We start from the raw sequence: 13535 nt of genomic DNA on the forward strand, positions 1-13535 counted from the left end.
CAGTCACTGGAGGGTCAAGGGCTTGTTGACGACGACGTTCGGCGGTCGTCGCGAGCGGCCGCACGTGGTGGCCCGGCTTCGCGGGGCAAGGGGCCGACGCACGCGGATTGTTGCGGACGTGAGTTGACAGCCGCGTGCCGGTGGCGCGACATGGGCGTCATGCACAGGTGGCTCAAAGCATCCCTGGAGGGTGTCCTCCTTCTGTTCGCGTTCGTCGTGCTCGTCGGGCTGACGGCGGAGCGGGCGGATGCGCATGTCGCCCGGGCCGATGCGGCCTCGGTCGAGCTGGCCGTGCACGGCGACGGAGCGGGCGCCGACCCGTGCTGCCACGAAGACCTGTCCTGCGTCTGGAAACTCGTGATGGCCGCGCCCGACATTGGCGCCGCGCCGGACACGCCGGGCGATGGCCGGCTGGCGCTCGAGCCGGTGATTCATCGGTCGCTGCATCTCCGGACCGATCCTCCGCCTCCGCGAACCTGATCCGCCGGGCCCTCAGGGGCCGGACCAAAGGATCTGGATTCAAGGAGAAAGACATGACCATACGCAGCGTTATGCTGGGCGGCGCACTCGTCGCCGGAACCGTCGCGGGCGCCTGGGCCCATTCGGGCGCCGAGGGCGTCGTCAAGGACCGCATGGACGCCATGAAGGCCATGCAGGACGCCGTGAAGACCATCACGCCGATGATGTCGGGGCAGGCGGACTACGATGCCGCCGCCGTCCGCGAGGCGGCGGACGTGATCGAGGCGCGGGCCGGTAAGGAGCTGACCGAGCTGTTCCCCGAGGGCTCGATCGAGGGGCCCTCCGAGGCGCTGCCGGCGATCTGGCAGGACACGGAGCGCTTCCGGACGCTGGCCGCGCGGCTGAAGACGGCCGCCGAGGGGCTGGGCCTTGCCTCGGAGAACGGCCAGCATGGTGCCGGGAGCATGATGGGCGACCAGGGCGGCATGATGGGCGGCGCGCAGGCCGCGGATATGCCGATGGCCGATGCCATGGATGCCGAGGCGCTGGGCCAGATGCCCGCCGACGGGGCCTTCACCATGATGACGCAAGTCTGCTCGGCCTGCCACGACAGGTTCCGCGAGGAAGACTGAGGTGAGCCGCCTGCATGCAGTCACGCTCGCCGCCGCCGGACTGGCGGTGGCGGGCACCGCCGCGCTCGCGTTCTGGCCGATCGGTGAACCGGTCGACCTTGCCGGGATCGAGGGCGATGCCGAGCGCGGGGCCTACCTCGCGCGGGCCGGGGGGTGCATCGCCTGCCACTCGGACCCCGGTTCGGGCAAGCCCGCGCTCTCCGGGGGCGCGCCGATCCGCACCGGCTTCGGCACTTTCGTGCCGCCCAACCTGACGACCCACGAGGCGGCGGGTCTTGGCGGCTGGGACGTCTCGGATTTCGCCCGGGCGGTGCGGCAGGGCATCTCGCCCGAGGGCGAGGCCTATTACCCGGCCTTTCCCCATCCGTTCTACGCAAAGCTGTCCGACCGCGACGTCGCCGACCTCTGGGCGGCCTTCCGGACGGTGCCGCCGCATGGCGTGCCGGCTCCGCCGCACGAGGTCGCGTTCCCGTTCAACCTGCGCTTCGGGCTGAAGCTCTGGCGCGCGGCCTTCGGCGATGCGCCTTCGGTGGCGGAGGACCCCACGCGGTCGGAGGCCTGGAACCGGGGGCGCTGGCTGGTCAACGGGCTGGCCCATTGCGGCGCCTGCCACACCGACCGGAACGCGCTGGGCGGGCGGATCGCGGAGCGGCGGCTGGCCGGAAGCGACGATCTGCCCGGGGGCGGAAAGGCGCCGCCGATCACGCCGGAAGCGCTGAAGGAAGACGGCTGGACCGTCTCCTCGCTGAGCTTCGCGCTCAAGTCGGGGGTCATGCCGGACGGCGACACCTTCGGCGGCGGCATGGGCGAGGTGGTGCAGGAGGGCACAGCCTGGCTGCGCCCCGAGGACCGCGAGGCCATGGCCCGCTTCCTGCTCGACGACGAGGCGGCCGGCGACGGCAGCTGAGCCGCCGGTCCGAAAGACAAGAAATGTACGAGATGACACAATGAAAACGACACCGATCATCCTTGCAGCAGTGGCCCTTGCCGCGGCCGCTGGCGCCTATTTCTATGTCGGCAGCGCGTCCGAACCCGCGCCCGAGGCACGGACCGAGACCGCCTCGGCCCCGGCCGAGGGCGCGCCCATCGTCGAGGTCGATCTGCCCGCCGAGCTGTCGTCGCAGGCGCGCGTCGGCAAGCAGGCCTTCGACGCCGTCTGCGCCGCCTGCCACGGCGAGAACGCCGTGGGGCGGCAGGGCATGGGGCCGCCGCTGGTGCACAAGATCTACGAGCCCTCGCACCACGGCGACATGGCCTTCCAGGTGGCCGTGAGCAATGGCGTGCGGGCGCACCACTGGCGGTTCGGCAACATGCCTCCGCAGGAGGGGCTGACGCGGGGCGACGTCACCGCGATCACCGCCTACGTGCGGGAACTGCAGCGCGAGAACGGGATCAACTGAGATGAGCCGGACATTCAACGGGGGCGGTCGGTTCCGCCCGACGCGGCGCGACGTGCTGGCGGGGGCGGCCTCGGTCGCGGCGGCGCCGCTGCTGGCCCGCGCGGCCCCGTCGCCGGCGCCGCTCGAGGCGCGTCCCGGCAAGGTGCAGCTTGCGCCCGAAGGCTATGACGCGACCGAGGTCTGGGGCTATGGCGGCACGGCGCCGGGGCCGGTGCTTCGGGCTCCGCAGGGCGGTCGGCTGGAGCGGCGGCTGGTGAACGGCCTGCCGCAGGCGACCACGATCCACTGGCACGGCATCCGCATCGACAACGCCATGGACGGCGTGCCGGGCCTCACGCAGGAGGCGGTGCCGCCGGGGGCGCAGTTCGACTACGCCTTCGACCTGCCGGACGCGGGCACCTACTGGTATCATGCGCATGAACGCTCGACCGAGCAGGTGGCGCGCGGGCTGCACGGCGCGCTGATCGTCGAGGAGCCCGAGACACCGGACGTCGATCGCGACGAGGTGCTGGTGCTGGACGACTGGCTGGTCTCGCCCGAGACCGCGCAGCTGGATCCCGAATTCGAGTCGATGCACGACCGCAGCCACGCCGGGCGGCGCGGCAACCTCATCACCACGAACGGCGCCTTCGCCTGGCAGGCCGAGGTGCGGCGCCACGAGCGGCTGCGCCTGCGGCTCATCAATGCCTCCAACGCGCGGATCTTCGTGCTGTCTGTGCAGGGGCTCGAGGGATGGGTCATGGCGCAGGACGGCATGCCGCTCGAAGCGCCGGAGCCGCTCCCGCGCGAGATCGTTCTGGCCCCGGCGCAGCGCGTCGACCTCTTTGTCGACGTGGTGGCCGAGCCGGGCGCACAGGCGGGTCTGCTGCGGTTGGACGACGACGATACGTTCCGGCCGCAGGCCGTCTTCTCCGTGAGCGGTGCGGCGGGGGCATCCCGCCGCGAGCCTCCGCGGGCGCTGCCGCCGAACCCCCGGCAGGCGAAGCCCGACTTGGAGGGCGCGCGCCGGCTCACGCTCAACATGGAGGGCGGGGCCATGGGCGGCTTGCAGCAGGCCGTGTACGAGGGCGAGCGGCTCGGCTTCCGCGATCTCGCGCGGCGCAACCTGTTCTGGTCCTTCAACGGAACCGTCGGCATGACCGACGCGCCGCTGGCCGAGCTGGACCGGGGCGAGATGGTAACGCTGAAGATCGTCAACGACACGGCCTTTCCGCATGCCATGCACCTGCACGGGATGCACTTCCGGACAGTTGGCGCGGATGGCACGCAGGGGCCGATGCGCGACACGGTCCTCAGCGTCCCGGGCGAGCCGGTGACGCTGGCCTTCGTGGCGGACAACCCGGGCGACTGGCTGCTGCACTGTCACATGCTGGGCCATGCCGCCTCGGGCATGATGACCTGGGTGCGGGTCCGCGCCTGACCGGCGCGGATCACCCGGCGCAGGACCAGGTGCCGCGATAGGACGCGGTCGGGCCGGGTTCGAGCGTGAAGGTGAGTTCGCTGTCGGCGCGCCAGTCGGCGTCCTCGATCGGCGCCACCGCCATGCCGAACCCGTCCGAGGCGAAGGACGTCTCGCCCTCGGCGGGGTCGAGCGGAACGATCACGCCGTTGAGCTTCGCCACGGCGGCGCTGCCGTCGGCGGCGGCGATGAGGATCGGATCGGCGGCCGCGGTGCGGCGGAAGGCGCAGGTCTCGCCCTCGGGCAGGGCCTCGCCGGCCTGATCGGCCGTGAGGGGCGCGGGGTCGAGCCCGGCGAGCAGCGTGTTGTTCAGCGCGTCCTCGACCGTGCCGACCCTGGGCGCCGGGTCCTCGTATATCTCGCTCACCACGTTCCCTTCAGAGACATCGGCGATCAGTGCGCGCATCTCGGCGATCTCCTTCTGCTGGGCGCCGATGATTCCGTCGGCCAGCTTGCGCACGCGGGCGTCCTCGATCCCGGCGCGTTCGGAGGTCATCACGGCGATGGAATGGTGCGGGATCATCGCGCGCATGTAGCTGGCGCCGCCCACGGTGGCCTGGCTGCGCACCATCCAGAGCGACAGGGCGAAGACGATCACGCTGCCCGCGAAGATGGCGATGTTGACGGCGCGGCTGGAATACATCGCGGCCATGAAGCCCATCATGACAAAGGCCATGACGGCGCCCATCAGGACGGCCATGTAGGCACGCGTCTCGCTGTAGAAGAGATGCTCCCAGGCGTAGGTGTTGAGATACATCAGGACGAACATGACGATCGTTGATGTCAGGATCATCAGGGCGAAGCGGGTATAGGTCATTGCGGCGCCTCCTTCGTTGCGGATCACTGGCACAACGCCCCTCCCGCGCTGGAGGGTTGCAGGCATTGTCATGCGACCGATCCCGGCGCCGAAAGCGGCGGTGTCCGGGGCCACGGTTCAACGGCGGGGCGACTGCATCAAAGGCGGGCCGAGCGCGCAGGGTGTGCGCACCGGGCGTTGAAGGGCCGGGATCAAGAAATCGGCCGGAGACTCGCGGTGATCAGCCCGGCTTGCCGGATACCGCGTCGCGCCGGGAGAGTGCAGGAGCGGGCCTTGAACGGCGGGAGAGCGCTGTCCTGGTCGCGAGGTCGGCGACCCTGACACCGGGACAGTCGGCGCTCACCCGGTGTGCTCCTGGTTTCGGGTTCGTTCGGCATGTCCTTGCCTTGCCTTCCGGTCGCCGCGCAGGGCCATCAGCACGAGGGGCACCGCGGTCAGCAGCCCGAGGCCGAGGACGATCCATTCTGCCGTGCCGAATTCGCCCTCCATGGCAACACTGCCGAAGTGCGCGAGCACGAAGCTGGCCGGCAGGATCCCGGCCAGGGTGGCCAGCGCGAAGCGCCAGAAGTGCAGGCGGCTCAGCCCGGCGGCGTAGCTCATCGCGTCGAAGGACACGAAGGGCAGCAGGCGGCTGACGAAGACGGTCAGCGTCAGCGCGTTCTGCGAGCCGAGCAGGCCGTAGTCGCGCTTGTCCCCGAGCATGCGCTCGACCGCGCCGCGGCCGGCCCCGCGCGCGATGAGAAAGGCCGAGACCGCGCCGAGCTCGGAGCCGAGCGCGACATAGGCCGCACCCGCGTAATGTCCGTAGGCCGCCCCGGCGGCGAGCGCGATCGGCGCACTGGGCAGCGGGCTGGCCACAACGGCCGCCGTCATCAGGCCGATCACGGCAAGCGGCCCCCATGGCCCGGCGCCCGCGACCCAGCGGGCGGCGGTCTCACGGTCGAGGCCATCGGGTGGCCAGCCGGTCAGCCAGGCCACGACAAACGCGGCCAGCAGCAGGACCCCGGCGCCCGCCGCGACGATCCTGAGTGTCCGCTTCCCCGTGGCTTTTGTCATTCGGTCTCGGCGCGTCGCCAGCTCCTCTGGCATACGGTGAAGAGGTAGGTGGCCGACCAGGTCAGGATCATGAAGCCGCCCAGGGATTGCAGCATGGTCACGATCCTGATGTCACCGGCGAGCTCGATCTGCGTGTAGCCCAGCGTGGTGAAGTTCACCCCGGTCAGGTAGATGAGGTCGGCCCATGCGCGGCTCGTAGGCGCCCATGCGAGGTCCCGAGCCATCGCGATCGTGGTGACCGATGTCGGCCAGGGCTGCTCCGGCGGTCAGCACGGTGATTGCGAGAATGCTTGCTGTTCGTGCCAGTGTCGGCACCGGGCATTTCGATCTCGTCGTTCTGGAGGTGATGATGCCCGGCGAGGAAGGTCTCTCGGCCTGCCGGAGGCTTGTGGCCGAGGGCGCGGAGCCGGTCATCATGCTGACGGCGCTCGGCGAGGACGTGGCCGAGCTTCCCTTGGCGGGACCGACCGAGGTGCGCGACCTGACCGGAGCCTTCAACCGCATGCAGGACCGCCTGACCCGCTTCGTGGGTGACCGGACGCGGATGCTGGCCGCGCTGGAGCATGACCGCCCTTGCGAGCCTTGCCGCCTCGACGGCCCTGGCCGATCCCGACGGCTCATGGGACGGGCACATGATGTGGGGCGGCGGCCATGGCGTCTTCGGCGGCCTGATGATGCTGGTCTTCTGGGGCGTGATCCTCGCCCTGATCGTGCTGGCTGTTCACTGGCTGCGTGACAACAGCGGCACCGGCGGCAAGTCCTCGGACGCGCTCGAAATCCTGCGTCAGCGTCTGGCGAAAGGCGAGATCGACGAAGAGGAATACCGTCGCCGCAAGGCCGCTCTCGACGAGTGAAGTCCCGGGCAAAACGTATTGGGGCGACAGGAGACCTCGCTACAGGGAAGAGTGCCGGAAAGAGGAGAGCCACGACAGGGTATCTTCTCTGGCGCTCCAGTCGGCTGCGAAGAATGACTCAGCGCCACGCCACCAGGCCCAGATGGCGAAACACCCGGTGGTCTCGGCCAGCGCGGCGAGCGGATAGACCAGCGCGACCGGCATCAGCCGCCCGGCCGGATGTGATCGGAGAGGCACTCTTCGTGATCGCGAAGCACCTCGAGAATGCGGCAGTCGGCCACCCGGTCGGCATTGCACTCGTTGATCATCCGTTGCAGCTCGACCCGGAGCGTCTCGAGCCGGGCGATCCGGGCCTCGACCTCGTGGAGCTGTTTCTGCGCCACCGCATCGACCTGCGCGCAGGATCGTTCGGGGCTGTCCGAGAGGTCCAGAAGTTCCCGAATGGCCTCGAGCGAAAAGCCGAGTTCGCGGGAATGGCGGATGAAGGCAAGGCGATCCAGCTCGACGGTCCCGTAGCGTCGCTGGCCGCCAGTCGTGCGGCCGGGTTCGGGCATCAGGCCGATCTGTTCGTAGTAGCGGATCGTCTGCACCTTGGTGCCCGTCCGTTTGGCGAGGGTGCCGATGGACAGCATGTCCCGTCTCCTCAAGCAGATCGGTTGACGTGCGCGCGTGGCCGAGGCCAGTGACCATGCCGCGCCCGGGGATGCGGCAATCCTTCCGGCAGGGCTTGAACCTACAGTCGCTGTAGATCCTATATCGTGACTCGACCGGGAATCGCAACGGAGAGTCATCATGGCGGACAGTGGCGCAGCACCGCGCGAGTGGCGTGTGACGGGAATGGATTGCGGATCCTGCACCGCGAAAGTGCGCGGCGCGGTCGAGCGCCTGCCCGGAGTCGCCGACGTCGATGTCGCGCTGATGGCCGAGCGCCTGCGGCTGACGCTGGACGAAGGCCAGACCTCGCCCGAGAGCGTCGAGAAGGCCGTGCGCGGGGTCGGCTTCGGAATCGCGCCAAAGGGGGCGAAGCCGGAGAAACCCAAGGGGGGCTTCGTGCTGCCGGACGGGGCGTTTCCAGAGGCGGGGAAGACGTCGGAGATCGGAGGCCGTGCAGAGGAAAGCACGGCACGGCACGCAGAGGCGCCATCCCCTTCCTGGTATCAGACCTCCAAAGGCCGACTGGTGCTAGGCACCGGTGCGCTGTTGGCGGCGGCCTGGGCGTCGCGCCTCGTGTTTCCCGCCGAGATCGCGCACTGGGCCTTCGTCCTTGCCACATTGATCGGCCTCGTGCCCGTCGCGCAGCGCGCCTTCGCCATGGCGCGCGCCCGGATGCCTTTCACCATCGAGATGCTGATGACGGTTGCCGCCGGTGGCGCGCTGGTGATCGGCGAGCCGGAAGAGGCCGCGCTGGTCGTCTTCCTCTTCGCCGTGGGCGAGTTGCTGGAAGGCATCTCGGCGGGCAAGGCGCGCGACAGCATCCGCGCGCTGTCGCAGCTTGTGCCCAAGACGGCGCGGCTCGAGGTGGGCGGCCGGACGCGGGAGGTTGCCGCCGAGACGCTCCAGGTGAGCCAGGTGGTGCAGGTCCGCCCCGGCGACCGCGTGCCCTGTGACGGCGAAGTGATCGACGGCACCTCCGGCGTCGACGAAAGCCCCGTGACCGGCGAGAGCGTCCCGAGCCTCAAGGCGCCCGGAGCCGAGGTCTTTGCAGGCTCGATCAACGTGGAGGCTCTGCTTCGCGTGCGGGTCGCGAAGGCGGCCGCGGACAACACCATCGCCCGCATCGTGCGACTGGTCGAAGACGCCGAGAGCGCACGGGCGCCGACCGAGCGGTTCATCGACCGGTTCAGCCGGGTCTACATGCCAGCCGTGGTGGGGGCCGCGTTGCTGGTGGCGGTGGTCCCGCCGCTGGCCTTCGGGTTGGCCTGGGGCGAATGGGTCTATCGCGCGCTGGCGCTCCTGCTGATCGGCTGCCCCTGCGCGCTGGTGATCTCGGTGCCGGCCTCGATCACGTCGGCGCTGTCCACCGGGGCGCGCAACGGCCTTCTGATGAAGGGCGGCGCGGTGGTCGAGGCGGCGGCCCGGACGACGCATGTCGCCTTCGACAAGACCGGGACGCTGACGCAGGGCAGGCCCCGGGTGACGGATGTCCTGGCGCTGAGCGGACGCGAAGACGACCTGATGGCGCTCGCCGCCGGGGTCGAGAGCGGTGCGAGCCATCCGCTCGGCCAGGCGATCTGTGCCGAGGCGGAGCGGCGGCGCGTGTCGGCGGCGGATGCCGTCGCCGGCCGCGCGCTGCCCGGACGGGGCGCGGAGGCATCCATCGGCGGCGCGACGGTCTGCGTGGGCTCGCCGCGGCTGGCAGACGAGCATGGCGCGATGACGGACGATCTCAGGGGGCGCGTGTCGGCGCTGGAAGCCGAGGGCAAGACCGTGGTGATCGTGCTGCGAGAGGATGTGGCCGAGGGCCTGATCGCGCTGCGGGACGAGCCGCGCGGGGACGCGGCAGAAGCCCTCGCGCAGCTGCGCGGCCTCGGTATTTCGTCGGTCATGCTGACCGGGGACAACCCGCGCACGGCGCAGGCCATCGCCGAGGGGCTGGGGATCGAGCACCGGTCCGGGCTGATGCCGGAAGACAAGGTGACGGCGATCCGGGAACTGACCGGGGATGCGCGCGTGATGATGGTCGGCGACGGGATCAACGACGCGCCCGCACTTGCCGCGGCGCATGTCGGCGTTGCCATGGGATCGGGCACCGATGTGGCGCTCGAGACGGCCGACGCGGCGATCCTGCGCAACCGCGTGACCGATGTGGCGGGCAAGGTCCGCCTCGCCCGCGCCACCATGGCGAACATCCGCCAGAACATCGCGATCGCGCTCGGGCTCAAGGCGGTCTTCCTCGTGACCACCGTGCTGGGCATCACCGGCCTCTGGATCGCGATCCTCGCCGACACCGGCGCCACAGTGCTCGTCACCATGAATGCCCTGCGACTGCTGTTCTTCCGGCCGTCCGGCGGGGCCGAAGTGGCGCATCCATCCAGGGGACTTGCCTACGAGGCAACGCGCGAGAGCGCATCCGCGACCCTGTGAAAAGGGGCCACCGATGATCCTCACCCGCAGGGGCCGATGTCTTCGGGGATGTCGATGTCGATCCCTTCGCCATCGATGACCACGGTCGTGGCGCCCGGGGTGGCCGCCGCTTTCAGGATGAACCGTGTCGAGTCCTCTGCACGCTGCGGCGTGATCCCCGCGATGCTCTCGACCTTGTCGCCCGGTGTTACGGCAATGGCGAACTCTCCGCTCGCCGTGCAGCCGACCGTGAGCAGTCGCCCCTCCGGAAGGTCACGGAACAGGGCTTCAAGGCCCGTCGCCTGCCAGGTTTCGACACGGCGCCATGCGCCTTGCACCGAGGCATGCTGCGGCGCTTCGGATGGATTGGCGGCTTCCTCGGGCTCGGCCCGTGCCGCCGCGGTGCCGGAATTCGACAGGGCCGCCAGTCGCTCGGCCCCCATCTGGCCGATTGCATCGCTGCAGATGTTGTCCCCCTCGACCCATCCGGTCATGGCCGGTGCGGCCTCGTCGTAGGACTTGCTGCCGACATTGGGATTGTAGCGTTCGGGGACGCTGCGCCAGAATTGGATCAGAAAGACGGGCCGGCCTTCGGAGGACGGCGTTGTGTGGACAATGCAGCTGGCAAGGTAATCGGCGGCGTTGCCGCGGAAGGGTGCCTCGAGCGCCATGCCATTGCCGACCAGCGGCACGGTCTTGTCGCCCTGGGCCACCTTCGTGCCGCCCGCTCCGGACAGGGCGACGGACCAGACGGAGAAATCCACCGTGGTCACGAAGGACGGATCGAAACCTGCCCCCTGGCTGGGCCCGTAAAACCCGCCGAAATAACCGAGGTCGCTGTAATCGTGGAAATAGTAGATCCGGCCGATTTCGCTTGCGACCCGAGGGGGGAGCCCGCCGTCCTGTGTGTCCCGGGGCATCAGGGCGTCGTCGATATGGACCCCCGCCGCGACGGCGGCCCGGAACGCATCGGCCACGGGAAGGACCGCGCCGGCGCCATCGCCGGCGCGCGCGAGGAGCCCGACAAGGCCGTCCTCCGCATGAGCGACCGGCGCCCCGGCGCTGAGCGATGTGATGGCGGCATCGCGCAGGATCGGAAGCCCTGCGCTCTGACCCGAGGGGGCGACGGGGGCGATGGGCATCTCCCATCCGCCCAGGGCGTTCTGGGTCATGAAGGACAGGCCCTCGCCGCTTGCCGGATCGTATTGGCCGACAAGCGGCATCCGCGTCATGCGGAGGCTGCCTGCCTTGGCCATCATGTCCTCCGAGCTGACACCGGCGTCCACCAGGACGAGCGTGTCGTAGCCGGGCAGGGGGCGGGTGCCCGTGACCGGATGGCAGGCGCCCCGGTCCCAGATGCGGACACAGGCCCCGTCGAGGCCGGCCACGGAGGCGGCGGTCAGGTAGGTCAGGCTGCCGGCCGAGCCGCCGGTGACGGTGGCCGTGGCGGCCGGGGTGCCCTCGGGCGCCTCGATCATCGCCGCGAAGATGCCGAGTTCATACTCGGCCTGCGCGGCGGCAAGGCCCGGCAGCAGCGCGAGACCGATCGCGGAAAGATGCCTCACCGGACCGGTTCCAGGCGCGTTCCGTTCCATATCCAGATGACGTCGCAGACCTGTGCCGGGCCGCCGCAGGTGGCGCCCTGCGTGGTCGTCTTCAGCGCTTTCCTGCCAAAGGCCCGGTCCACCAGTTCCGGCCTGACGCCGAGCACCTGCTGACGGCCCTGGGTTTCGGTGAAGGCGATCTCGATCGTGCAGAGCGCGGCGCCGCAGAAGCCTGCGCCGCGTCCTTTGGACCGGTCGTCGCAGGTCACGCCGCCCCAGTCGAGGACGAAGTCCGGCTGGTCGTCATCGTCCAGCCGGCCCGTCATTTCGGCGCCCTCGGTGATCGAGAAACCGCCGCCGCAACGGGTTGCGATCAACTGCCCGAAGAGGACGACCTTGCCCGCGCCGGAGGTGTTCGCCGAAGCGGCCGTTCCGCCTCCGCATCCGTCCAGGACCTGGCCGATCGCGCGCGAGGAGCCGCCCAGCGACACGCCGACCTGCGCTTCGCCGGGCACGGCGACCGTGGCGCGCGAGCCTCCGCGAAGCGCCGCGATCAGCGCTGCGGACGGCGGCCCGGTCCAGAGCCCTTCCTCGGGCAGGTGCTGGCCGGTGACGGTGAACCTGTTCCCGTCGACGATGACCGCGAAGGATTCCTGCCGGTCGGGCCCGGCCTTGGCAGGGGCCCAGCCCTGTGTCCAGAGCAGGGGGCTGCCCTCCCGGCACATGACGGCGAGAGCCCCGAAGCCGCGGTCCGTCACGCCGAAGGCAGAGACGGTGCCGTCGTAAATTTCGGCACCGGGTCCGATCCGCCACTCCGCAAGGAGTGTTTGCGGGATAATTGCGAAGAACAGAATTAAACAATGGATGCGCAGCATATGTCTCGCTCCGAAATATGGGGCGAGCATAGCGCCCGATGCGGCACTTCGGTCAAGACGGATTCTGCGTTTCTCGAAATGGGGCCAATGAGAGCGATTGCGCAGCATTCGGAATTGCGGGGTCGGGCGGCGCGCCGGAACAGGGTATTTCTGCGGGGGCAGCCGGAGGCTTTTCCAGAGGGCGGTGTGCGGTGCCGGTGGATCGTCATCCGCCTCATGCGGCGCGCGGCCGCGGCCTTGTCGCGGATCATTGCGCCGGAGGATGCGCGCGCTAGGCTGGCCCGCGCATCGCGGCGGGACGCGGTGGCGGGGGCCTTGCCACGGGGCGGGCGCAAGCGTCTTGTCGGAGGAAGCACGATGGTCATGGAGCACGGCGGCACGGAGCGACGCGCCCGGGCCGGCACGATCACCAAGGTCTTCGACGGCGCGGGCGGGGCGCGGGATGTCGGCGCCGAGAGCTTCGCGGCGTTCCGGGCCGCGCCCGGCTCGCAGGCCTTTGCCTGGTTGCACCTGATGCGGGACCACCCGGATGCGGCGGAGCGGCTCGCGGAGATCGGCCTGGACGAGTTCGTCGTCGGCGCGCTGACGGCCGAGGAGACGCGCCCGCGATGCAGCGTTCACGGCGACGGGGTGCTGCTCAACCTGAGGGGCGTCAACCCGCATCCGGCGGCCGAGCCCGGCGACATGATCTCGATCCGGCTCTGGGTCGAGGCGCAGCGCATCGTCGGCGTCTCGGTGCGGGCGCAGAGTGCGCTCGAGGACATGCTGGCGGCGATGGACCGGGGGCACGCGCCGCGCTCGCCGGGGGAGTTCGTGGCCAACCTCGCGTTGCGGCTGGCGGACCGGGCGGAGCCGGAGGTGACGGACCTGACCGACATGATCGACGACATCGAGGAGACGCTGCTGGCCGAGGAGGACGCCGCGCCCCGGGCGGAGCTGGCGCAGGCGCGCCGGGTGGCGATCCTGCTGCGGCGTTACCTGGTGCCGCAGAAGGACGCCCTGCTCGCGCTGGAACTGGAGGAGCTGTCGTGGCTGGGCGAGCGCGACCGGGCGCACCTGCGCGAGGCGGCGGACCGCGTCGTGCGGCTGGGCGAGGAGCTGGACGCGATCCGGGACCGGGCGCAGATCGTGCACGAGCAACTGATCGACCAGCGGGCGGAAAGCCTGAACCGGCGGATGCTGCTGCTGACGGTGGTGGCCGCGATCTTCCTGCCGCTGAGCCTGCTCACCGGCCTGCTGGGCATGAACGTGGGCGGCATTCCGGGGGCGCAGGACCCGCGCGGCTTCGTGGCGGTCTGCGTGCTGCTCGTGGCCCTTGGCTGCGCGGTCTTCCTGGTTTTCCGGAAGACCGGCATGTTCCGGTAAGGCGATGCCGG

General features: G+C 70.2%; 14 protein-coding genes and 2 pseudogenes. 9 read left to right on the top strand and 7 right to left on the bottom strand.

What is annotated here, in order from left to right:
• The first annotated feature begins 150 nt into the window (after positions 1–150).
• From SALMUC_RS12985 to SALMUC_RS13005, 5 genes are read left to right on the top strand one after another with little or no spacing between them, the layout of a single operon-like run.
• Positions 151–480, top strand: a complete 330-nt coding sequence (locus SALMUC_RS12985; RefSeq protein ID WP_020043251.1) for a hypothetical protein — start codon at positions 151–153, stop codon at positions 478–480.
• Positions 481–533: 53 nt separating this feature from the next.
• Positions 534–1091 carry a c-type cytochrome gene (locus SALMUC_RS12990; protein WP_021120349.1) on the top strand — a complete coding sequence of 186 codons (558 nt, stop codon included), beginning with the start codon at positions 534–536 and terminating at the stop codon, positions 1089–1091.
• Position 1092: 1 nt separating this feature from the next.
• Positions 1093–1998 carry a c-type cytochrome gene (locus SALMUC_RS12995; protein ID WP_020043249.1) on the top strand — a complete coding sequence of 302 codons (906 nt, stop codon included), beginning with the start codon at positions 1093–1095 and terminating at the stop codon, positions 1996–1998.
• Between the two features lie 40 nt (positions 1999–2038).
• Complete coding sequence (locus SALMUC_RS13000) at positions 2039–2491, top strand: c-type cytochrome (protein WP_020043248.1); 453 nt, start codon at positions 2039–2041, stop codon at positions 2489–2491.
• A gap of 1 nt (position 2492) precedes the next feature.
• Positions 2493–3911 carry a multicopper oxidase family protein gene (locus tag SALMUC_RS13005; protein WP_021120350.1) on the top strand — a complete coding sequence of 473 codons (1419 nt, stop codon included), beginning with the start codon at positions 2493–2495 and terminating at the stop codon, positions 3909–3911.
• Between the two features lie 10 nt (positions 3912–3921).
• On the opposite strand, the gene SALMUC_RS13010 is transcribed toward SALMUC_RS13005, so the two are convergent.
• From SALMUC_RS13010 to SALMUC_RS13020, 3 genes are all read right to left on the bottom strand, one after another.
• Complete coding sequence (locus SALMUC_RS13010) at positions 3922–4767, bottom strand: DUF305 domain-containing protein (protein WP_020042981.1); 846 nt, start codon at positions 4765–4767, stop codon at positions 3922–3924.
• A gap of 339 nt (positions 4768–5106) precedes the next feature.
• Positions 5107–5823, bottom strand: a complete 717-nt coding sequence (locus tag SALMUC_RS13015) for a TVP38/TMEM64 family protein (RefSeq protein WP_020042980.1) — start codon at positions 5821–5823, stop codon at positions 5107–5109.
• Positions 5820–6047, bottom strand: a complete 228-nt coding sequence (locus SALMUC_RS13020) for an ion channel (protein ID WP_020042979.1) — start codon at positions 6045–6047, stop codon at positions 5820–5822. Before SALMUC_RS13020 ends, SALMUC_RS13015 begins: the two co-directional genes overlap by 4 nt.
• Before the next feature lie 206 nt (positions 6048–6253).
• Between SALMUC_RS13020 and SALMUC_RS31675 the strand changes: the two are divergent.
• Together SALMUC_RS31675 and SALMUC_RS13025 are read left to right on the top strand one after the other, a co-directional pair.
• Positions 6254–6391 (top strand): annotated as a pseudogene (locus SALMUC_RS31675) (HAMP domain-containing protein); the annotation flags it as partial.
• Positions 6387–6677: an SHOCT domain-containing protein gene (locus tag SALMUC_RS13025; protein WP_020042978.1), complete on the top strand. Its 291-nt coding sequence runs from the start codon at positions 6387–6389 to the stop codon at positions 6675–6677. The pseudogene SALMUC_RS31675 and the gene SALMUC_RS13025, both read left to right, overlap by 5 nt.
• Positions 6678–6797: 120 nt before the next feature.
• Here the strand turns inward: SALMUC_RS13025 and SALMUC_RS31830 are convergent.
• Positions 6798–6881 (bottom strand): annotated as a pseudogene (locus tag SALMUC_RS31830) (YnfA family protein); the annotation flags it as partial.
• Positions 6881–7309 carry a MerR family transcriptional regulator gene (locus SALMUC_RS13035; protein ID WP_020042976.1) on the bottom strand — a complete coding sequence of 143 codons (429 nt, stop codon included), beginning with the start codon at positions 7307–7309 and terminating at the stop codon, positions 6881–6883. The gene SALMUC_RS13035 and the pseudogene SALMUC_RS31830, both read right to left, overlap by 1 nt.
• A gap of 160 nt (positions 7310–7469) precedes the next feature.
• Between SALMUC_RS13035 and SALMUC_RS13040 the strand changes: the two genes are divergently transcribed.
• A complete protein-coding gene (locus SALMUC_RS13040; protein WP_021120352.1) occupies positions 7470–9761 on the top strand; it encodes a heavy metal translocating P-type ATPase in 2292 nt (763 codons plus the stop codon).
• Positions 9762–9781: 20 nt separating this feature from the next.
• On the opposite strand, the gene SALMUC_RS13045 is transcribed toward SALMUC_RS13040, so the two are convergent.
• A complete protein-coding gene (locus tag SALMUC_RS13045; protein ID WP_020042974.1) occupies positions 9782–11305 on the bottom strand; it encodes a hypothetical protein in 1524 nt (507 codons plus the stop codon).
• The gene (locus tag SALMUC_RS13050) at positions 11302–12267 is read right to left on the bottom strand and encodes a hypothetical protein (protein ID WP_156883504.1); all 966 of its coding nucleotides are present in this window, start codon (positions 12265–12267) and stop codon (positions 11302–11304) included. Before SALMUC_RS13050 ends, SALMUC_RS13045 begins: the two co-directional genes overlap by 4 nt.
• Positions 12268–12516: 249 nt before the next feature.
• Here SALMUC_RS13050 and SALMUC_RS13055 point away from each other — a divergent pair, with 249 nt between their 5' ends.
• On the top strand, positions 12517–13524 hold the full coding sequence (locus tag SALMUC_RS13055) for a zinc transporter ZntB (protein ID WP_020042972.1): 1008 nt from the start codon (positions 12517–12519) through the stop codon (positions 13522–13524).
• The last annotated feature ends 11 nt before the right edge of the window (positions 13525–13535 follow it).

Source organism: Salipiger mucosus DSM 16094 (assembly GCF_000442255.1).
Classification (GTDB): Bacteria; Pseudomonadota; Alphaproteobacteria; order Rhodobacterales; family Rhodobacteraceae; genus Salipiger; species Salipiger mucosus.

What these genes read in the sequence shown, in the direction of transcription:
- SALMUC_RS12985 (WP_020043251.1), top strand. Translation starts at nt 151, where the DNA reads ATGGGCGTCATGCACAGGTGGCTCAAAGCATCCCTGGAGGGTGTCCTC.
- SALMUC_RS13010 (WP_020042981.1), bottom strand. Translation starts at nt 4,767, where the DNA reads ATGACCTATACCCGCTTCGCCCTGATGATCCTGACATCAACGATCGTC.
- SALMUC_RS13025 (WP_020042978.1), top strand. Translation starts at nt 6,387, where the DNA reads ATGACCGCCCTTGCGAGCCTTGCCGCCTCGACGGCCCTGGCCGATCCC.
- SALMUC_RS13050 (WP_156883504.1), bottom strand. Translation starts at nt 12,267, where the DNA reads ATGCTGCGCAATCGCTCTCATTGGCCCCATTTCGAGAAACGCAGAATC.
- SALMUC_RS12990 (WP_021120349.1), top strand. Translation starts at nt 534, where the DNA reads ATGACCATACGCAGCGTTATGCTGGGCGGCGCACTCGTCGCCGGAACC.
- SALMUC_RS13015 (WP_020042980.1), bottom strand. Translation starts at nt 5,823, where the DNA reads ATGACAAAAGCCACGGGGAAGCGGACACTCAGGATCGTCGCGGCGGGC.
- SALMUC_RS13020 (WP_020042979.1), bottom strand. Translation starts at nt 6,047, where the DNA reads ATGGCTCGGGACCTCGCATGGGCGCCTACGAGCCGCGCATGGGCCGAC.
- SALMUC_RS13035 (WP_020042976.1), bottom strand. Translation starts at nt 7,309, where the DNA reads ATGCTGTCCATCGGCACCCTCGCCAAACGGACGGGCACCAAGGTGCAG.
- SALMUC_RS13055 (WP_020042972.1), top strand. Translation starts at nt 12,517, where the DNA reads ATGGTCATGGAGCACGGCGGCACGGAGCGACGCGCCCGGGCCGGCACG.
- SALMUC_RS13005 (WP_021120350.1), top strand. Translation starts at nt 2,493, where the DNA reads ATGAGCCGGACATTCAACGGGGGCGGTCGGTTCCGCCCGACGCGGCGC.
- SALMUC_RS13040 (WP_021120352.1), top strand. Translation starts at nt 7,470, where the DNA reads ATGGCGGACAGTGGCGCAGCACCGCGCGAGTGGCGTGTGACGGGAATG.
- SALMUC_RS13000 (WP_020043248.1), top strand. Translation starts at nt 2,039, where the DNA reads ATGAAAACGACACCGATCATCCTTGCAGCAGTGGCCCTTGCCGCGGCC.